Origin of the sequence: Methylovirgula ligni (assembly GCF_004135935.1) — a bacterium.
Lineage (GTDB): Bacteria > Pseudomonadota > Alphaproteobacteria > Rhizobiales > Beijerinckiaceae > Methylovirgula > Methylovirgula ligni.
This window is the reverse complement of sequence record NZ_CP025086.1, coordinates 772,780-791,602: the sequence shown is the minus strand read 5'-3', so window position 1 is coordinate 791,602 and position 18,823 is coordinate 772,780. Positions and strand designations below refer to the sequence as shown.

20 protein-coding genes are annotated in these 18,823 nt (G+C 64.9%); 14 read left to right on the top strand and 6 right to left on the bottom strand.

From position 1 onward, the window contains the following. The first annotated feature begins 42 nt into the window (after positions 1-42). Genes CWB41_RS03715 through CWB41_RS03690 form a run of 6 tightly spaced genes read left to right on the top strand, consistent with a single transcriptional unit; the run spans position 43 to position 5,163 of the window. Positions 43-606 (top strand): F0F1 ATP synthase subunit delta, encoded by a 564-nt coding sequence (locus tag CWB41_RS03715; RefSeq protein WP_115837228.1) that lies wholly within the window; start codon positions 43-45, stop codon positions 604-606. Then, entirely contained in the window at positions 606-2,135 is a 1,530-nt protein-coding gene (gene atpA, locus CWB41_RS03710) for a F0F1 ATP synthase subunit alpha (protein WP_115837229.1), read from the top strand. The genes CWB41_RS03715 and atpA overlap by 1 nt, the downstream gene beginning before the upstream one ends. A gap of 34 nt (positions 2,136-2,169) precedes the next feature. After that, a complete protein-coding gene (locus CWB41_RS03705) occupies positions 2,170-3,036 on the top strand; it encodes a F0F1 ATP synthase subunit gamma (RefSeq protein WP_115837230.1) in 867 nt (288 codons plus the stop codon). 12 nt (positions 3,037-3,048) lie between these two features. Then, entirely contained in the window at positions 3,049-4,494 is a 1,446-nt protein-coding gene (gene atpD / locus CWB41_RS03700; protein WP_115837231.1) for a F0F1 ATP synthase subunit beta, read from the top strand. 1 nt (position 4,495) lies between these two features. Further along, positions 4,496-4,744, top strand: coding sequence for a hypothetical protein (locus tag CWB41_RS03695; RefSeq protein ID WP_115837232.1), 249 nt, complete (start codon positions 4,496-4,498; stop codon positions 4,742-4,744). Between the two features lie 17 nt (positions 4,745-4,761). After that, positions 4,762-5,163, top strand: a complete 402-nt coding sequence (locus CWB41_RS03690) for a F0F1 ATP synthase subunit epsilon (protein ID WP_115837233.1) — start codon at positions 4,762-4,764, stop codon at positions 5,161-5,163. Between the two features lie 140 nt (positions 5,164-5,303). Here the strand turns inward: CWB41_RS03690 and msrA are convergent, their stop codons facing one another. The 3 genes from msrA to msrB are packed head-to-tail and all read right to left on the bottom strand — an operon-like array spanning position 5,304 to position 8,315. Beyond that, positions 5,304-6,008, bottom strand: a complete 705-nt coding sequence (gene msrA / locus CWB41_RS03685) for a peptide-methionine (S)-S-oxide reductase MsrA (RefSeq protein ID WP_115837234.1) — start codon at positions 6,006-6,008, stop codon at positions 5,304-5,306. 9 nt (positions 6,009-6,017) lie between these two features. Continuing rightward, positions 6,018-7,811, bottom strand: coding sequence for a cytochrome c biogenesis protein DipZ (locus CWB41_RS03680; RefSeq protein ID WP_115837235.1), 1,794 nt, complete (start codon positions 7,809-7,811; stop codon positions 6,018-6,020). Between the two features lie 9 nt (positions 7,812-7,820). Beyond that, positions 7,821-8,315, bottom strand: a complete 495-nt coding sequence (gene msrB, locus CWB41_RS03675) for a peptide-methionine (R)-S-oxide reductase MsrB (protein WP_115837236.1) — start codon at positions 8,313-8,315, stop codon at positions 7,821-7,823. Between the two features lie 129 nt (positions 8,316-8,444). Here msrB and CWB41_RS03670 point away from each other — a divergent pair, with 129 nt between their 5' ends. The 3 genes from CWB41_RS03670 to CWB41_RS03660 all read left to right on the top strand — a co-directional run bounded on the left by CWB41_RS03670 (position 8,445) and on the right by CWB41_RS03660 (position 11,419). Continuing rightward, the gene (locus CWB41_RS03670; protein WP_115837237.1) at positions 8,445-10,259 is read left to right on the top strand and encodes an ABC-F family ATP-binding cassette domain-containing protein; all 1,815 of its coding nucleotides are present in this window, start codon (positions 8,445-8,447) and stop codon (positions 10,257-10,259) included. A gap of 64 nt (positions 10,260-10,323) precedes the next feature. Continuing rightward, on the top strand, positions 10,324-10,905 hold the full coding sequence (locus tag CWB41_RS03665; protein WP_115837238.1) for a YqaA family protein: 582 nt from the start codon (positions 10,324-10,326) through the stop codon (positions 10,903-10,905). A gap of 7 nt (positions 10,906-10,912) precedes the next feature. Further along, positions 10,913-11,419, top strand: coding sequence for a disulfide bond formation protein B (locus CWB41_RS03660; RefSeq protein WP_245411320.1), 507 nt, complete (start codon positions 10,913-10,915; stop codon positions 11,417-11,419). Between the two features lies 1 nt (position 11,420). Here CWB41_RS03660 and rlmN read toward each other — a convergent pair whose 3' ends face one another. After that, positions 11,421-12,701, bottom strand: a complete 1,281-nt coding sequence (rlmN, locus tag CWB41_RS03655; protein ID WP_245411321.1) for a dual-specificity RNA methyltransferase RlmN — start codon at positions 12,699-12,701, stop codon at positions 11,421-11,423. Here rlmN and CWB41_RS03650 point away from each other — a divergent pair. Continuing rightward, the gene (locus CWB41_RS03650; protein WP_115837240.1) at positions 12,700-13,428 is read left to right on the top strand and encodes an SIMPL domain-containing protein; all 729 of its coding nucleotides are present in this window, start codon (positions 12,700-12,702) and stop codon (positions 13,426-13,428) included. The genes rlmN and CWB41_RS03650 overlap by 2 nt on opposite strands. Here the strand turns inward: CWB41_RS03650 and CWB41_RS03645 are convergent. Next, complete coding sequence (locus CWB41_RS03645) at positions 13,425-14,297, bottom strand: methyltransferase domain-containing protein (protein WP_115837241.1); 873 nt, start codon at positions 14,295-14,297, stop codon at positions 13,425-13,427. The two genes, CWB41_RS03650 and CWB41_RS03645, sit on opposite strands and share 4 nt — an antisense overlap. A gap of 78 nt (positions 14,298-14,375) precedes the next feature. Between CWB41_RS03645 and CWB41_RS03640 the strand changes: the two genes are divergently transcribed. From CWB41_RS03640 to CWB41_RS03625, 4 genes are all read left to right on the top strand, one after another. Then, positions 14,376-15,176 carry a ComF family protein gene (locus CWB41_RS03640; RefSeq protein WP_115837242.1) on the top strand — a complete coding sequence of 267 codons (801 nt, stop codon included), beginning with the start codon at positions 14,376-14,378 and terminating at the stop codon, positions 15,174-15,176. Positions 15,177-15,213: 37 nt separating this feature from the next. Continuing rightward, entirely contained in the window at positions 15,214-15,489 is a 276-nt protein-coding gene (gene grxC / locus CWB41_RS03635; RefSeq protein ID WP_115837243.1) for a glutaredoxin 3, read from the top strand. Then, on the top strand, positions 15,486-15,908 hold the full coding sequence (locus CWB41_RS03630; protein WP_115837244.1) for a DUF1178 family protein: 423 nt from the start codon (positions 15,486-15,488) through the stop codon (positions 15,906-15,908). Before grxC ends, CWB41_RS03630 begins: the two co-directional genes overlap by 4 nt. A 94-nt stretch (positions 15,909-16,002) precedes the next feature. Further along, on the top strand, positions 16,003-17,982 hold the full coding sequence (locus CWB41_RS03625; protein ID WP_115837245.1) for a tetratricopeptide repeat protein: 1,980 nt from the start codon (positions 16,003-16,005) through the stop codon (positions 17,980-17,982). Here CWB41_RS03625 and ubiG read toward each other — a convergent pair. Then, a complete protein-coding gene (ubiG, locus tag CWB41_RS03620) occupies positions 17,952-18,722 on the bottom strand; it encodes a bifunctional 2-polyprenyl-6-hydroxyphenol methylase/3-demethylubiquinol 3-O-methyltransferase UbiG (protein WP_115837246.1) in 771 nt (256 codons plus the stop codon). The genes CWB41_RS03625 and ubiG overlap by 31 nt on opposite strands. Positions 18,723-18,823: the final 101 nt, after the last annotated feature.

Below are 18,823 nucleotides of genomic sequence, written 5' to 3'. Positions count from 1 at the left end.
GAAGCCGGGCCATTTCGCCTTCGGATTCAAGGGTTAATTGTCTTGGCGCAAGACGAAAGCATCGTATCGGGAGTAGGTGGCCGCTATGCCGTGGCGCTCTATGAGCTCGCCAAGGAGCAGGGCCTGACCGATCAGGTCGCCAAGGACCTTGAAAATTTCGCGGCGCTGGTCGCCGGGAGCAAGGATCTCAAGAGATTCGTCTCGGCGCCGATCTATTCCGCCGAGGAGCAATTAAGGGCGCTGAACGACATTCTCGCCCAGGCCGGCATTTCCGGCATTTCCGCCAATTTCGTGAAGCTCGTCGCGCTGAAGCGCCGGCTCACCCATATCGGCGACATCATCGCCGATTTCCACAAGCTCGACGATCAGGACAAGGGCCGTATCCGCGCCGAAGTGACCGCCGCCGTGCCGCTGAAGGACGCGCATGTCGAGGCGCTGAAAAGCGCCCTCGCCGAAGCGACCGGAGGCAAATCCGTCGCGCTCGCCTTGAAGGTCGATCCCGGCATCATCGGCGGCCTTGTCGTCAAGCTCGGCTCGCGCATGATCGACGGCTCGCTCAAAACCAAGCTCAATTCTCTCCGCACACGTTTGAAAGAGGTCGGCTGATGGATATCCGCGCCGCAGAGATTTCATCGATCCTGAAAAAAGAGATCGCCAATTTCGGGACTGAGGCTGAAGTCACCGAGGTAGGTCAGGTTCTTTCGGTCGGTGACGGCATCGCCCGTGTTTATGGCCTCGACAATGTCCAGGCCGGTGAAATGGTCGCCTTCGAGAGCGGCGTGCGCGGCATGGCGCTGAACCTCGAGAGCGACAACGTCGGCATCGTCATTTTCGGCTCCGACCGCGACATCAAGGAAGGCCAGACCGTCAAGCGCACCGGCGCCATCGTTGACGTTCCGGTCGGCAAGGAGCTGCTCGGCCGCGTCGTCGACGCGCTCGGCAATCCCATCGACGGCAAGGGCCGGATCAACGCCCAGCGCCGCGCCCGCGTCGACGTCAAGGCGCCCGGCATCATTCCGCGCAAATCGGTGCATGAGCCGATGTCCACCGGCCTCAAGGCGATCGACGCGCTGATCCCGATCGGCCGCGGCCAGCGCGAGCTCATCATCGGCGACCGCCAGACCGGCAAGACCGCCGTGGCGCTCGATGCGATCCTCAATCAGAAGTCGATCAATCAGGGCACCGACGAAAGCGCCAAGCTCTATTGCGTCTATGTCGCCGTCGGCCAGAAGCGCTCGACAGTCGCGCAATTCGTCAAAGTGCTCGAAGAGCATGGCGCGCTCGAATATTCGATCGTCGTCGCCGCCACGGCTTCCGACCCCGCGCCGATGCAGTTCCTGGCGCCGTTCGCCGGCTGCGCCATGGGCGAGTATTTCCGCGACAACGGCATGCACGCGCTGATCGTCTATGACGATCTCTCGAAGCAGGCCGTCGCCTATCGCCAGATGTCGCTGCTGCTGCGCCGCCCGCCGGGTCGCGAAGCCTATCCGGGCGACGTGTTCTATCTCCACTCGCGCCTGCTGGAGCGCGCCGCCAAGCTCAACGACGAGCACGGCAATGGCTCGCTCACCGCGCTGCCGGTCATCGAGACGCAGGCCAACGACGTTTCGGCCTATATTCCGACCAACGTCATCTCGATCACCGACGGCCAGATCTTCCTGGAGACGGACCTCTTCTATCAAGGCGTCCGTCCGGCGGTGAACGTCGGCCTCTCGGTCTCGCGCGTCGGCTCCTCGGCGCAGACGAAGTCGATGAAAAAGGTCGCCGGCAAGATCAAGGGCGAGCTGGCGCAATATCGCGAGATGGCCGCGTTCGCGCAGTTCGGCTCCGATCTCGACGCGACGACGCAGCGGCTGCTGGCGCGCGGTTCGCGCCTCACGGAGCTTCTGAAGCAGGCGCAGTTCTCGCCGCTGAAGATCGAGGAGCAGGTCGCCGTCATCTACGCCGGCGTCAACGGCTATCTCGATGCGCTGCCGGTCAACCGCGTCAAGCCGTTCGAGGATGGGCTGCTGGCGCTGCTGCGCTCCAGCCACCCGGATCTTCTGGCGACGATCCGCGATTCGAAGGATCTTTCGGACGATTCGGCCGCCAAGCTGAAATCGATCGTTGAGACCTACGCCAAATCCTTCGCGTGAGGCAGCAACGCGTTGAACTGAGAGCGGAGCCGACATGCCCTCGTTGAAGGACCTGCGCAATCGCATCGCCTCGGTCAAGGCGACGCAGAAGATCACCAAGGCGATGCAGATGGTCGCCGCGGCCAAGCTGCGCCGCGCGCAATTGGCGGCCGAGGCGGCGCGGCCCTTCGCCGAGCGTATGGAAAAAGTACTGACCGGCGTTTCCGCCGGCTTCTGCGGTACCAAGCCGCCGCTGCTCGGCGGTACGGGCAGCGATGCCCGCCAGCTTCTTATCGTCTGCACGGCCGAGCGCGGCCTCTGCGGCGCTTTCAATTCCTCGATCGCGCGTCTCGCGCGCGACAAGGCGGTGGAGCTTCAGGCGCAGGGCAAGACGGTCAAGATCCTGTGCGTCGGGCGTAAGGGCTACGAGCTTCTGAAGCGCCAGTTCGGCGCGCAGATCATCGAAACCATCGAATTGCGCGGCGTGCGCCAGCTCGGCTTCGGCAATGCCGACGAGATCGGCCGCAAGATCATCGCTCTTTTCGAAAAGGGCGAGTTCGACGTCGCGACGCTGTTCTTCTCGCGCTTCCGCTCGGTGATCGCGCAGATCCCGACGGCGTTACAGATCATCCCGGCGGAGCTTCCGGGCGGTGGCGGCCACGCGTCCGTCCATTACGAGACGGAGCCCGAGCCGAACGAGCTTCTCTCCCAGCTTTTGCCGCGCAATATCTCGGTGCAGGTGTTCCGCGCGCTTCTCGAAAACGCCGCCTCCGAGCAGGGCGCGCGGATGAGCGCGATGGACAACGCCACGCGCAACGCCGGTGAAATGATCAAGAAGCAGACATTGAAATACAACCGCACACGTCAGGCGATGATTACGAAAGAACTCATCGAAATCATCTCCGGCGCCGAGGCGCTCTAAAGAGGACGAAGCATGGCCGACGAAACCAAGTCCATTGGTCACATCACCCAGGTGATTGGCGCCGTCATCGACGTCAAGTTCGACGATCACCTGCCGGCGATCTTGAACGCGCTTGAGACGCAGAACGGCGGCAACCGCCTGGTGCTCGAAGTGGCGCAGCACCTCGGCGAGAACACGGTACGCACCATCGCGATGGACGTCTCCGAAGGTCTCGTGCGCGGCCAGGAGGTCATCGACACCGGCGCGCCGATCAGCGTGCCCGTCGGCGACGAGACGCTGGGCCGCATCATGAACGTCATCGGCCAGCCGGTCGATGAGGCCGGTCCGATCCAGACCACGGCCCGCCGCGCCATCCATCAGCCGGCGCCCTCCTATGCCGATCAGGCGACGGAAGCGCAGATTCTCGAAACCGGCATCAAGGTCGTCGATCTGCTCGCGCCTTATGCGAAGGGCGGCAAGATCGGCCTCTTCGGCGGCGCCGGCGTCGGCAAGACCGTGCTGATCATGGAACTCATCAACAATATCGCCAAGGCGCACGGCGGCTATTCCGTCTTCGCCGGTGTCGGCGAGCGCACGCGCGAGGGCAACGACCTCTACCACGAGATGATCGAGTCGAAGGTCAACGTCGATCCGCATGAAAACAACGGTTCGGCCGCGGGTTCGAAATGCGCCCTCGTCTATGGCCAGATGAACGAGCCGCCGGGCGCGCGCATGCGCGTCGCGCTCTCCGGCCTCACCGTGGCGGAAGATTTCCGCGACAAGGGCCAGGACGTTCTGTTCTTCGTTGACAACATCTTCCGCTTCACTCAGGCGGGCTCGGAAGTGTCGGCGCTGCTCGGCCGCATTCCGTCGGCCGTCGGCTATCAGCCGACGCTTGCGACCGACATGGGCGATCTGCAGGAGCGCATCACGACGACCAACAAGGGCTCGATCACCTCGGTGCAGGCGATTTATGTCCCGGCCGACGATTTGACCGACCCGGCCCCCGCGGCCTCCTTCGCCCATCTCGACGCGACCACCGTGCTCTCGCGCACCATCGCGGAAAAGGGCATCTATCCGGCGGTCGATCCGCTCGACTCGACCTCGCGCATGCTCTCGCCGCTCGTCGTCGGCGAGGAGCATTACAATGTCGCCCGCCAGGTGCAGCAGATCCTCCAGCGCTATAAGTCGCTGCAGGACATCATCGCCATCCTGGGCATGGACGAGCTTTCCGAAGAGGACAAGCTGACCGTCGCCCGCGCCCGCAAAATCGAACGCTTCCTGTCGCAACCTTTCCACGTCGCGGAAGTTTTCACTGGCTCACCCGGCAAGCTCGTGTCGCTCGCCGACACGATCAAGGGCTTCAAGGGCCTGATCGAGGGCAAGTACGACAATCTGCCGGAAGCCGCTTTCTACATGGTCGGTTCGATCGACGAAGCGGTGCAGAAGGCCGAGCGTCTCGCAAAGGAAGCCGCCTGACATGAACACACGCGTCCTGTTTCTGATCGTCGGATTGGGGCTGGGCGCGCTCGTCGGCTGGCTCACGCGGCCGGAAGCGGCCGAACTCAAACTCGGGCCGATGTCGATCGAGGTTCAGGGCGATCATGCCGCCGGGGCGCACGACACCGGCCCCCTGACCAACACCCAGATTCAGCATATTGCTATTTACACGGTTGCCGGCGGCGTGCTCGGCGCACTGGCCGGTCTGCTCGTTACGCGGCGCGGCTAAAAGGGTGAGAACTGATCATGCCGACTTTTCCCTTTGAACTCGTCTCGCCGGAAAAACTTGTCTTCTCGGGCGAGGTCGAGGCGGTCGTCGTCCCTGGCGTCGAGGGCGAGTTCACGGTGCTGAAGGACCATGCGCCGACGCTCGCTTTGCTGAAGCCGGGCATCATTGAATACGATCAATCGCAGTCGCAGAAGACGCGGCTCTTCGTCCGTGGCGGCTTCGCGCAGATCGCGCCGGACGGCTTGACGATCCTCGCCGAGCAGGCCATCGCGCTCGAGGAACTCGATGCCGCCAAGCTCGACGCCGATCTCAAGAATGCAGAAGAAGACGTCGCCGACGCGAAGTCCAACGAGGCGCGCCGCGTCGCGACGGAGAAGCGCGATCAGCTCAATGAGCTGAAGGCGGCGCTGAAGCTGTAAGCATCTGCCTCGGCGCACCAGATTGTCATGGCCGGGTTTGTCCCGGCCATCCACGTAATCGGGGTGCGCAAACCTTTCGCGTTATGTGCAGCGGCACGGCGTGGATGCCCGGCACAAGGCCGGCCATGACGCGCGAGCCTCTATTCCGCTGCCGTTCCCACCAGTCTCGGCTCTGCCTGATAGAGCGCCGGGAACAGACGGCGCAAATTGTCGATCTTCGGCAGATCGTTCTCGGCGATATAGCCATCGTCGGGATGCAGCGTCGCGAAATCCTGATGATAGGCTTCGGCCGGATAGAAGCTCTTGAACGGATCGACGTGCGTCTCGATCTTCGCGTCGAAGATATGCGCCTTGTCCAGTTGCGCGATATAGGCCGAGGCGACCTTTCTCTGGCTATCCCCCGCGGCGAAAATGACCGAGCGGTATTGACTGCCGACATCCGGGCCTTGCCGGTTCAACTCCGTCGGATCGGTCGCGACCGAGAAATAGATCTGCAGGATCTGCCCGTAGCTGACGATCCGCGGATCGAAGGTGATCCGCACGGATTCCGCATGGCCGGTCTGGCCGGTGCCGACAAGCTCGTAATGCGCGTTCGCCGCGCTGCCGCCAGAATAGCCGGAGAGCGCCTGCGCGACGCCCCTCACATGCTGAAAGACGCCTTGCACGCCCCAGAAACAGCCGCCGGCGACGACGGCGGTTTCGCTTTCCGCTTGCGGCGCCTCATCAATGGCGGGCGCCGGCACACGCATCGCCGGTGCGGCGCTGCCATGCGAGCTTGACCACAGGGCTCCGGTTGCGATCAGCGCCGCCGCGCCGAGGCCCAAAATCATGTGTCGTTGTGACATAAGCGCCTCCTATCCGAATGTGAAAGCGAAAGCCTCGACGCCGGGGTCGAGAAATTGAATTTCGAATGTACGGTCTGTGACGGAGCCCTTTTGCCGGACCAGTTGATAAAGCCTCTGCTCCGTTACCGTCCCGTTGCCCGTAGCGTCCACATCGGCGCCGTGATCGGCGCCCGGCGTGTGGCCATCGATAAGAATGTGAAAGCGCACTGGCTTGCCGGCTTCGCCCGGCCCCAGCACGAGGTGTAAATCCCGCGCGTGAAACCGGTAGGTGATCCAGCCGTCCCGCGCATTGAGGGCCGCGTGCTCGCCACCGACCGTCCAATCGCCGGTCAGGCCCCATTGGTTTAGCGCGAGTTTCGGCGCGAGTGCGTAGACATGCGGCATGTTCCGCGCCGCATTCTCCGTCGAAGCAAAATTCTGCGCCCGATCATAACCGATATAGGTTTCGGGCGATTGCACGTCCGCCATATCCGGCGCGGCCTCGGCGCCGCCAGCCGAGACTTTGACGATGTTGCCTGCGTCAATGTTGGCGGCATCAGTGTTCCGTCCCGCTTCGGCCAGAAGCTGCTGGATGATTTTCTCCGACCCGGCGTAATCGCCTTCGCCGAAATGATGGTGGCGGATGCGGCCTTGCGCATCGATGAAATAATGCGCGGGCCAGAATTCGTTGTTGAACCCCTGCCAGATCGCATAATCATTGTCGATCGCGACGGGATAGGTGATGCCGAGTTCGCCGACCGCGCGGCGCACGTTGTCGATATTCTTTTCGAAGGCGAATTCCGGCGCGTGTACGCCGATGACGACGAGGCCCTTGTCTTTGTACTTTTCGGCCCAGGCGCGGACGTAAGGCAGCGTGCGCAGGCAATTGATGCAGGAGTAAGTCCAGAAATCGACCAGCACGACTTTTCCGCGCAAGCCTTCCGCAGTCAGCGGCGGCGAGTTCAGCCATTGCGTCGCGCCCGCGAGCGAGGGCATGATGCCCTCGATAGGCAGAGCCGTCGCAGCGGTGGGATGGTGCGACGACATCATCATCGCGCCCGCGCCGTCGCTCATGACGACGGGCGTTGCCGGCTTCGCTGGCGTAGCCTTTTCGATCAGCGCCTGCTCCAGCGCATTGGTCGGCGCGGCCGAAAGCCGGGCCAGAAAACCGGTGTCGAAACCCAACGCGATTGCGGCGACACCGGCGAGCACCGCGATGCCCAGTCCGCGGCGCACCCATTCGCCTGCGCCGAGCGCGCGTTTCATCGTGGCGAAGACGCGCCCGCCAATCAGCAGAGCGCAGGCCAGCGAGGTCGCCGCGCCGGCCGCATAGGCGAGCAGCAGGAGCGAGGTTTTGGCATTGGCGCCTTGCAATGCCGCGCCCGTCAGAACGAGGCCGAGGATCGGCCCGGCGCATGGCGCCCAGAGCAGACCCGTGGCAATGCCCAGCACGAAAGAGGAGAGAATCTTTTCGCCGGCGTGCGCTTCGGTCGCCGCCGATTGCGACAGCCGGTCGCCGAGTGCGACAATCGGCCGGGTCAATCTGTCGGCAATCGAGGGGATAAGCAGGGTCACGCCGAATATGGCCAGCAGCACCAGCGCGGCGTCGCGGCCGAGTTCATTGGCACGCACGGCCCAGCCGCCCCCGACCGCGGCAAGCGTCGCCACGGCGGCGAAGGTCAGCGCCATGCCGGCGAGGAGCGGCAGCCCGGCCTTCAGGAAAGGCTGGTCAGCCCGGGCGAAGACGAAGGGCAGCACCGGCAGAATGCACGGGCTGAGGATCGTCAACACGCCGCCGAGATAGGCGATGACCGCAATCAGCATGGCCTCTCCTCAGGCGGCTTTGTCGGGAATGAACTTCAGCGCGACGCCGTTCATGCAATAGCGCAGGCCGGTCGGCTTCGGCCCGTCATCGAAGACATGGCCCAGATGGCCGCCGCAGCGCCGGCACGAAATCTCCGTGCGCACCATGCCGAAGGAATTGTCCTCAGCCTCGTTCACCGCATTGGGCAGCGGCGCCCAGAAACTCGGCCAGCCGGTGCCGCTGTCGAACTTGGTTTTCGACGAGAAGGCCGGCAAGTTACAGCCGGCGCAGGCAAAAACGCCGGCGCGATGCTCGTTCAGCAGCGGGCTGGTGAAGGCGCGCTCGGTGTCTTTCTGGCGCAGCACCCCGTATTGATCGGGCGTCAAAAGCTGGCGCCATTCCGCGTCGGTATGGGTGACTTCGTAGCTCGGCGCGGCTTTGGCGGCCTGTCCGTGGGCCAGACGGGTGAAGCCGAGAGCGGCGACCCCTGCTGCGGCGATGGAAAAACCTCTGCGGGTCAGCATTTTGCGTCCTCGAGTCTCGGGCGGCCCTCGCGCTTCTTGCCGCCATTCGTTAGGAGATACGGGCCCAGCCGGCAAAAGGTTACGCCGCCGCCCGGCTTTCACGGACAGTTGAAAGATTAAATCGCGTTCATGGCCGCTCCGCTCCTCACCCTCCAATCCATTCGTCTCAGCTTTGGCAGCACGCCGCTTTTGACCGAGGCCGAGCTTACGGTCGGCGCCGGCGAGCGGCTCTGCCTTGTCGGCCGCAACGGCTCGGGCAAATCGACCCTTCTCAAGATCGCCGCCGGGCTGATCGAGGCGGACAGCGGGCGCCGCTTTCTCCAGCCCGATGCCAGCCTGCGCTATCTGCCGCAGGAGCCGGACTTTTCCGGCTTCGCCACGGCGCTGGATTATGTCGTCGAGGGTCTGAACCCGGTCGATGGCCTGTACGTCGGCCGTGCCCTGCTGAATGAGCTTGGCCTGAGCGGTGACGAGAACCCGGCGCTGCTGTCGGGCGGCCAAGCGCGGCGCGTGGCGCTGGCGCGGGTTCTCGCGCCCGAGCCCGATATTCTGCTCCTCGATGAGCCGACCAATCACCTCGATCTGCCGGCCATCGAATGGCTGGAGGCCAAGCTCGCCTCGCTGCGTTCGGCCCTCGTGCTCATCAGCCACGACAGGCGCTTCCTGCACAATCTGACGCGGAAAACCGTCTGGCTCGATCGTGGCATCACCTTCAACCGCGACCGTGGCTTCGCCGAATTCGAGGCCTGGCGCGATCAGATGCTCGAAGAAGAGGAACTGAAACAGCATAAGCTCGCGCGCAAGATCGCGGCCGAGGAAGACTGGCTGCGCTACGGCGTCACCGCCCGGCGCAAGCGAAACCAGAAGCGGCTCGGCGATCTTCAGGGCTTGCGCAAGGCGCATCGCGAGCACCAACGCGCGGTTGGCCAGGTGAAATTCGCCGCCAGCGAAACCGGCGCCACGCCCGCGCTGGTCATCGAGACGCGCGACATCGCCAAAGCCTATGACACCCGGCCCATCGTCCGGGATTTCTCGGTGCGGATTCTGCGCGGCGACCGGCTCGGCCTCGTCGGCGCCAATGGCGCGGGCAAGACGACGCTCATCAACCTTCTCACCGGCGTGCTCGCGCCGGATACGGGCGAGGTGAAGCAGGGCGCTGGCCTCGCCATGGCGAGCCTCGACCAGAACCGCACCTCGCTCGATCCGAAGACGAGCCTGAAGGACGCCCTGACCGGCGGCGGCAGCGATTTTGTCGAGGTCGCGGGCGCGCGCAAACATGTCATCGGCTATATGCGCGACTTTCTCTTTGGCCCGGAGCAGGCAGGCACGCCGATCGGCCGCCTATCCGGCGGTGAGCGCGGCCGGCTGATGCTGGCGCGCGCTCTTGCGCAGCCGACCAATCTGCTGGTGCTCGACGAGCCGACCAACGATCTCGATCTCGAAACGCTCGACCTGCTGCAGGAATTGCTGACCGATTACAAAGGCACCGTGATTCTCGTCAGCCATGATCGCGATTTTCTCGACCGTGTCGCCTCCTCGGTGCTTGTCGCCGAGGGTGACGGCCGCTGGACGGAATATGCAGGCGGCTATTCCGACATGGTGGGTCAGCGCGGCCGCGGTCTCGGCGCCGCCCCGGTGCTGAAGTCGGCGCGGGGAAGGGCCGACCCCAAGGGACACACGGGCGCGCCGCCCAAGAGCAAACGCAAGTTGTCCTTCAAGGAAAAGCACGCGCTGGAAACCATGCCGGCGCGGATGGAAAAACTGCGCACTGATGCGGCGCGGCATAAGGCCGTGCTGGCGGATGCCGAACTTTACCGCAGCGACCGGGCGAAATTCACCAGCGCGACTGAGGCCCTCGCCAATGCGACGGCCGAGCTTGCCAAGGCCGAGGAAGAGTGGCTGGCGCTCGAAATTCTGCGCGAGGAAATCGAAGGGGCGGGTTAACCCGAGCGGGTCATATTGGCGCCACGGGACTCCTGCTACGACCAAGCCAATTTTCGTAGGGCCGATGTTCAACAGACTTTATCGATGGACGCTTTCGCTTGCCAACAGCCCCCATGCCACCTGGGCGCTGGCGGCAATCGCTTTCGCTGAAAGTTCGTTCTTTCCCATCCCCCCGGACACGATCCTGGTGCCGATGGTGCTGGCACGTCCGAAGCGCGCCTTCTTCTACGCCTTGGTGGCAACGCTCGCCTCCGTGGCCGGGGGCATCCTCGGCTATGCCATCGGCGCGCTGCTTTATGAGACGCTCGGCAAATGGCTCATCCATCTTTACGGCTACGGGTCGCGGGTCGAGGAAGTACGCGCGCTCTATGCGCACTGGGGCTGGGCCTTCATCCTCATCAAGGGCATGACGCCGATCCCGTTCAAGATCGTGACGATCACCAGCGGTCTTCTCGCCTATAGCCTGCCGCTTTTTATTCTGCTCTCGCTCATCACCCGCGGTGCGCGCTTCTTTCTGGAAGCCGCCTTGCTCAATCGCTATGGCGCGCCGATCAACGGACTGCTGGAGAAATACTTCGGCTATTTTCTGCTGCTTCTTGCTGCCGCCGTAATTCTCGGCTTTGTCATCGCCGCGCATCTGGCGTGAGGGGAAAGTGACCGCGACGGATTTTCGAAATGTGCAGGCCGCGCACGTTGCGGGCCTGATCCTCCTGATCGCCGCCGCGACGATTGGCGGCGCCTGGATCTTCCAGGCTTTCGGCTACGCGCCCTGCGAACTCTGCCTGAAAGAGCGCATCCCCTATTACGTGGGCGTTCCGGTCGCCGCCGTGGCATTCGCCTTCGCGGTGAATCAGTCGCGCGGCTTGACGCGCGTCGGCTTTGTCCTGCTGTTTCTGATCTTCGCGTTCAGCGCGGGTTTTGGCATCTATCACGCGGGCGTCGAATGGCGCTTCTGGCCGGGGCCGACCGCCTGCACCGGCAGCACGCTGACCAAGGCGAATTCGGTACAGGACTTTTTGCATCAATTGCAGACGCAGAAAGTCGTGCGTTGCGATGCGGTGGCGATCCGCATCCTCGGCCTCTCGCTCGCCGGTTGGAACGCTTTGATTTCGGCGGTGCTGGCGCTGCTCGCGATTTGGGGCCTGCGCAAGGCCGCCTGAACTAGTCCGTTTCCGTTGCCAGACGCGCCCTTGCGCGCAGCTTCTCCGTCTCGCTCTTCAACTGGCCGCAGGCGGCGAGGATGTCGCGGCCCCGTGGCGTGCGTACCGGGCTTGCGTAGCCGGCGTTGAAGACGATTTCGGAAAAAGCTTCGATCTTCTCCCAGTCCGAGCATTCATATTGCGTGCCCGGCCAGGGGTTGAACGGGATGAGGTTGATCTTTGCCGGAATGCCCTTGAGCAGGCGCACCAGTTCGCGCGCCTCGGCGGGCGAATCGTTGACGCCTTTCAGCATTACATATTCGAAGGTGATGCGGCGCGCGTTCGAGGCGCACGGATAGGCGCGGCAGGCGGCGAGCAAGTCCTTGATCGGATATTTTTTGTTGAGCGGCACCAGCACGTCGCGCAGATCGTCGCGCACCGCGTGCAGCGAGATCGCCAGCATGGGACCCGCCTCCAGACCGAGCCGTTCGATTTGCGGCACGACGCCGGCGGTCGAGACGGTGATCCGCCGCTTCGAGACGGAAAGCCCGTCGCCGTCGGAGAGCACGCCGACGGCATCGCGCACATTGTCGAAATTATAGAGCGGCTCGCCCATGCCCATAAAGACGATATTGGTGATCGGCCGCGCCGCGTCCTGCGGCAGCAGGCCATCGGTCGGCGGCGTCAGGCCGGCGAAATCGCCGAGCCGCTCGCGCGCGACGATGATCTGCGCGACGATTTCCCGCGACGAGAGGTTGCGGACGAGCTTTTGCGTTCCGGTATGGCAGAAGCGGCAGGTGAGCGTACAGCCGACCTGGCTCGAAATGCAGAGCGTGCCGCGATCGCTCTCCGGAATGTAGACGCACTCGACTTCAGCGCCCTTATCGTTGGCATCGACCGGGGCGAGACGCAGCAGCCATTTGCGCGTGCCGTCCTGCGACACCTGTTCGGTGACGACCTGCGGGCGTGCCAGGTTCTCGTGCGCCGCGAGTGCGCTGCGCAGGCCCTTGCCGATGTTCAGCATGGCGTCGAAGCTGCTCGCGCCCTGGAAGTAAATCCAGTGCCAGAGCTGCGCGACGCGCATCTTGACCTCGCGTTCCGGCACGCCATGAGCCCGCAGGGTCTCGGCCAGCTCGGCGCGCGTCGCCCCGGCCAGCGAGACCCGGGGCGGCGTGAGCGTGGCGTCATCATCTCGCCGCACCGGCGCGGAAGATGGGAGGAGGTCGGCCGTTAAATTCATCGCTGTCATGTAGCATCCGCCGACAGATTTCTCCACCTCGCCCTGCGAAGGACTTGAATCCATGGCTTTTGCCCCTCCCGCCCTCGCGCTCCTCTTCGCCCTGTCGCTGCCGGGCGCCGCCTCGGCGCAGGCGGCGCTCGTCGATTCGGTGCCGCATATCGTCGTCGTCGGCCATGCGCATACCGAGGTCGCGCCGGATTATGCGGTGCTTTCGCTTGCGGTCGTGACCGAGCGGCCGAAAGCGGCTGCCGCCGCTGCCGCGAATGCCGAGGCGGCGCAGGCCGTGATCGATGCGGTCAAGACGCAGGGGATCGACCCGAAGGACGTGCAGACCAGCGAGGTGTCGCTGAATCCGGTCTACGACACTATTTCCGACGCCGTCGGGCGCGGCACGACGCAAAAGCTGCGCGGCTATCAGGCGCGCAACAGCCTGACGATCCGCGTGCGGGCGATCGACAAGGCCGGCGCGCTGGCCGCCAGCCTGATCGACAAGGGGGCGAACGAATTTCAGGGCATCAGCTTCGGCTACAGCCGCGAGGATGAGCTTAACGCCAAACTCTATGATGCCGCGTTCCGCGACGCCTTGCGTGCCGCCAAGGCCTATCTGCCGGCGGCGGGCGTGAGCCTCGGCCGAGTGCTCGAAATTGCGCCGAATGATGAGGGCGGCTATCGCCCGCGCGTCTTCGCTAAGACCGCGACATTCGCTTCCGATGCGGCTGTGCCGATCGAGCCCGGCACGCTGAGCTACGATTCGCAGGTGCGCGTCACCTGGGAGCTTGTCGGACACTAAGTCCGACGCAAAACCTCTGCGAGCGAGATTTTTCCGCTGCCCGGCTTCAGCGGCTTCTGCTGACTCTCGTGCGGCGCCCAGCCGGAGAGGAAGACGATCTCAAAGGTCGCGCGCAGCCGCCCATCGGCATCGGCATCGGCATTGTCGCGCGCGTAAATCTCTGCCGCGCGCAGAAACAGCGCCCGCCGTGCCGGCCGGCGCAGCCGCTCGACAAGCGCATTGGTCGCGCCCATCGCCCGCAGATCGGCGAGCAGCGCGAAGAGATGCGAATAACGTACAGTCAGCGTTTCGACATCGGTGACGGGCAGGGCGAAGCCGGCGCGTTGTAGCAAGCCGCCCATGTCGCGCAGATCGGCGAAGGGCGCGATGCGGGGCGAGACGCCGCCCGCGATTTCGCTCTCGGCTTCGGCCAGCGCGGCGCGCAATTCGCGCAGGCTCGCGCCGCCGACGAGGCAGCCGAGAAACAGTCCGTCCGGCTTCAGCGCACGGCGGATTTGCGCGAGCGCGCCGGGCAGATCGTTGACGTCCTGCAGCGCCAGCGCCGAGACGGCGAGATCGAACGTATTCGGCGCGAAGGGCAAAAGCTCGGCATCGCCGACAAGGCGGTCCGTCCCCGCCGTCTGCACAAGTGGCGCGAGCCGCGTGATCCGCGCGGCGGGATAGGCGGCGGCGAGGGCTTGGGCCAGCAGCGGCAGCGGCGTGCCGATGTCGACGATGGCGGAAAAGCGCCGTGTGACCGCGCTGAGGCGTTCCAGAATCTCGTCCGTTGCCCGCGCGAGCAGAAAATCGGCGGGCCCCGCCGCCAGCGCGCGGGCGAGGCGGCGGCGCTGCAAGGCGCGGTCGAAGATGAGAAAACTGTTCTGTGCCACATGCGCCTTTTACCTCAGGCGCGCGATCTCGTCGTGAAAACTTCTAGTACTCCGGAAAACCTGACCTATGCTGGTGTCATGACCGACGTCTCCTCCGCGACCGGCCCGGCGACGCCCTTGCTGCGCGAATGGGCGACGCATGCTTGGAAGCATGGCGGGGCATTGGCCAGTGCCGCGCTCGACGTGGTCTTCCCTCCGTCCTGTCTCGTCTGCCGCACGGCGGTGGCGGCGCATGGCGCGCTTTGCCCCGCCTGCTGGCGCGGCATCGGCTTCATCGAGAAACCTTATTGCGAGCGGCTTGGCACGCCCTTCGCGTATGATCTCGGCGTGCCCGGCCTGCAATCGCCGGAAGCGATCGCCAATCCGCCCGTCTATCACCGCGCCCGCGCCGTCGCGCGCTTCGAGGATGGCCCGGTGCGCGACCTGGTTCACCGGCTGAAATACGGCGACCGGATGGAGCTGGCGAAACCGCTCGGCCGCTGGATGGCGCGCGCCGGAGCGGAGCTTCTGGCGGAGGCCGATCTGCTCGTGCCGGTGCCGCTGCATCGGCACCGGCTGATGTGGCGGCAGTTCAATCAGGCCCATGCGCTGGCGCAAGTCGTTGCCCACTTGAGTGGAAAGACGGCGGACCCTTTTGCCTTGAAGCGGATCAAGCCGACACGGCCGCAGGTCGGCCTCAGCCGCGCCCGGCGCGCCGAAAACGTGCAGGGCGCCTTCGCCGTGCCGGAGGCGGCAGCGGTTGCAGGTCGCAAGATCGTGCTCATCGACGATGTGCTCACCTCCGGCGCGACGCTCAATGCCGCGGCCCGCGTCCTGCTTCGGGCGGGAGCGGCGCGCGTCGACGTGCTGGTCTTCGCCAGAGTTGTCGGCGCCGCCTGAGACACCATATACTCAGCAATCCCAAGAGGTTGATTCAATGCCGCAGCCGGTCGATATCGTCATCTACACAACTGCTTCCTGCCCCTATTGCCGGCGGGCCAAGGCGCTGCTCCGCGAGCGCGGCCTTGAATTCACGGAAATTTCCGTCGATGGCGATGCGGAAGCGCGCGCGACCATGACGGCCCGCGCCGGCGGCCGCTATACGGTGCCGCAGATTTTCTTCGGCAAGACGCCTATCGGGGGCTGTGACGATCTCTATGATCTCGATGCGCGGGGCGGGCTTGAGACGGCTTTGGTTGACGCGGCGCGATGATCAAATATGCCCTGAAATGCGCCAACGGCCACGAATTCGATTCCTGGTTTCCCAGCGCTGCGAGTTATGACGCGCAGGCTGCGCAGGATCAGATCGCTTGTCCGATTTGCGGCTCGTCCGTGGTCGGCAAGGCGATCATGGCGCCGGCGGTCAAACATGGCGAAAGTATCGACGCACCCGCTGACGCCGCCGAGCTTCGCGCCCGTCAAATCGCCGGACTGCGCGCTCTGCGCCAGTATGTGATGGGCGTGACCGAAGATGTCGGCGCCCGCTTTCCCGAGGAGGCGCGGCGGATCGCCGAAGGCTCGGGCGAGGAGCGAGCGATTCGCGGCGAGGCGACGCTCGAGGAGGCCAAAGCCTTGCACGAGGAGGGCATTGCCATCCTGCCGTTGCCGCTCGTGCCGGAAGACCTGAACTAAGAAGACCTGAATAAATCGTGCGCTCCGGGTCGCGCGTAAGTCCCGCACAAGCCCTATTGCGGAGAGTGCCGGTTTCGTAAGGCGGAGCCGCCTCATGTCATTCGCCCACGATGCAATCCCCGCGAAACGCGGCCCGGCGCCGCGCCTCGGCTTGGGCCTCGATCTCGACGCCGCGCTGAACGAGGCCGCGGACCGGTTGCGGCAGGGCCGCAAGGATGAGGCGCTCGCGCCGCTGGCGGGCCTCGATCCGGCGAATATCGGCAGCCCGGAGCGCTGTCAGCTTGCCGGCCTCATTCATCTCGGGGCGGAAGCCTGGGCGGCCGCAGTGCCGTGGTTCGCGCAAGCGCGCGCCTTGCGGCCCGATTTCCTCGACGCGATCGTGCGGCTGGCGCGCGTGCTGCAAATGCTCGGCCGCTTCGAGGAAGCCGCGGCGGCCTTCGATGAGGCGGAAAAACTTGGGCTTGCGGACCCGGCGGCCTATTACAATCACGGTCTTGTTCTGCGGGCTCTCGGCCGCAGCGGCGCGGCTATCGCCGCCTTCGATCACGCCCTGCGATTGCAGCCCGCCTATCCCGAGGCTTTGCGCGCCGGAGCGATCATCCTTTCCGAGAGCGGCAATTCCGATGGCGCGCTGAAATTTCTTGAGGAAGCGCTCCGTCTCAAGCCGGATTATTATGAGGCGCTGCTCGATCGCGCCAACATCCTCAGCAGGCTGGAACGCCATGAGGCCGCGCGCGCGGCCTATGTCGAAGCGCTCACGCGCTTCCCCGGCCATCCCGAGCTTCTCAACAATCTCGGCGTCGTGCTGATCGAGCTTGGCGATCTTCCCGGTGCGGTCGCGGTCTTCGATCAGGCGCTGGCGACGCGGCCGGATTTTCCCGAAGCCTGGTTCAATCGCGGCACGGCGCTGACGAAAACGGCGGGGCCGGAGGCGGCGCTCGCATCCTTCGATCGCGCGCTGGCGCTGCGGCCGGACTATCCGGCGGCGCTCGTCGGGCGCGGCGTGGCGCTCAAGGAAACGAGTGCCTTCGATGCGGCGGACGTTGCTTTCGACGCCGCGCTCGCGCTCGCGCCGGACAACGCCCATGCGCGTAACAACAAGGGTGCGCTGCAATTGCTGCGCGGCGATTTCCGCAACGGCTGGGACGGGTACGAATATCGCTGGGCTTGCGGCACGACGCCCCAGAACGCGCTGAAATTCCCCATTCCGCAATGGCAGGGGACGTCGCATCCGGGCGAAAAGCTCATCGTCTTCGACGAGCAGGGCCTTGGCGACACGTTACAGTTCTGCCGCTATCTACCGCTGCTGGCCAAGGCCGGTATCGATGTCACTTTTTTCTGCCGCAGCAAGATGATCCGTCTGCTGCGCGGGCTGATGCCGCAGGTGCGATGCGTCGACGATCTTGGCCCGCACGAACGCTTCGACAGTCAGGTTGCCCTCTCCAGTCTGCCGCGCGCATTGAAGACAGGGCTTGCCAACGTTCCGGCGCGGACGCCTTACCTCGCTCCCGAGCCCGCGCTCGCCGCCAAATGGGCCGAGCGCCTGGCGAACTCGGGCGATCCTTCCACCTTCAAGGTCGGCCTTTGCTGGCACGGCAATCCCAATCCGAAGGCCGATCCGGCGCGATCGGTGCCGCTGGCGGCTTTCGCCGCGCTGGCCGGGGCGCGGGACGTCCGCTTCATCAGCCTGCAGAAGCACGATGGGCTGGATGAGCTCGCGGCGGCAGAGCTCAAGATCGAGACGCTGGGGACCGACTTCGACGCGGGTCCGGACGCCTTCGTCGATACGGCGGCGGTGATGCAGGCGCTCGATCTCGTGATTGCCTGCGATACGTCGGTCGCGCATCTGGCCGGTGCGCTGGGCCGTCCGACCTTCTTGCTGCTGAAGAAAGTTCCGGATTGGCGCTGGCTGCTCGACCGCAAGGATTCGCCCTGGTATCCGACGATGCGGCTGTTCCGGCAGCGAACGCGCGGCGATTGGGCCGAGGTGATGGAGCGCGTTCTCGCGGCGGCCGAAGCAAAGCGCGATTACGCCTTGGGCCTTCAGGCCCTGCGCTCGGCGGCGATCATGTAATTCACGTCGAGGTCGCGGCTGCGCCGCCACGTGCCGGTCAGCGGGCTATAGGTCACGCCGGTCTCCTCGAGGATTTTCAAGCTACCGGCCCGCAGCGCCAGCCGCAATTCGCGCGGCGTGACGAAATGCTCCCAATCATGCGTGCCGCGCGGCAGCCAGCGCAGGACATATTCGGCGCCAACGATCGCCAGCGCATAGCTCTTCAGCGTTCGGTTGATCGTCGCCGCGACGAGAACGCCGCCCGGCCGCACCAGCGACGCGGCCGTCGCGATGAAGGCTTTGACGTCGCGCACATGCTCGACGACCTCCATAGCAAGCACCACGTCATAGCGGCGCTTTTCTTCGGCGAGCGCCTCCGCCGTGGTCTGGCGATAGTCGATTGTGAGGCCCGCTTCCCCGGCATGCAGGCGCGCCACGGCGATATTGGTCGGCGCCGGGTCGATGCCGGTCACTTCGGCGCCGAGCTTTGCCAGTGCCTCGCTCAAAATGCCGGCGCCGCAGCCGATATCGAGGATTTCGAGTCCCTCCAGCGGCCGGTCCGGCTGTCCGGTCGGGCGGCTGTCGCCACGCGGGCGCGCGGCCAGAAGCTCTTTGAGATAATCGACGCGGACGGGGTTGAATCGGTGCAGCGGCTTCATCGGTCCCTGGGTGTCCCACCAGGTCGCGGCCAACCGGTCGAAGCGCGCGACCTCCTCGGGATCGACGCTGGCGCCGACCTGCGGCTCCTCTAGCCCTGGCATCTTAACCCTCCCGCCCCGCATCCCGGCCGCTGAATTGACTGTCAGTCAAGGTCGTGATGTATACGCGCCGCATCGCCGCGATGCGCGTTCCTGCCACCGCG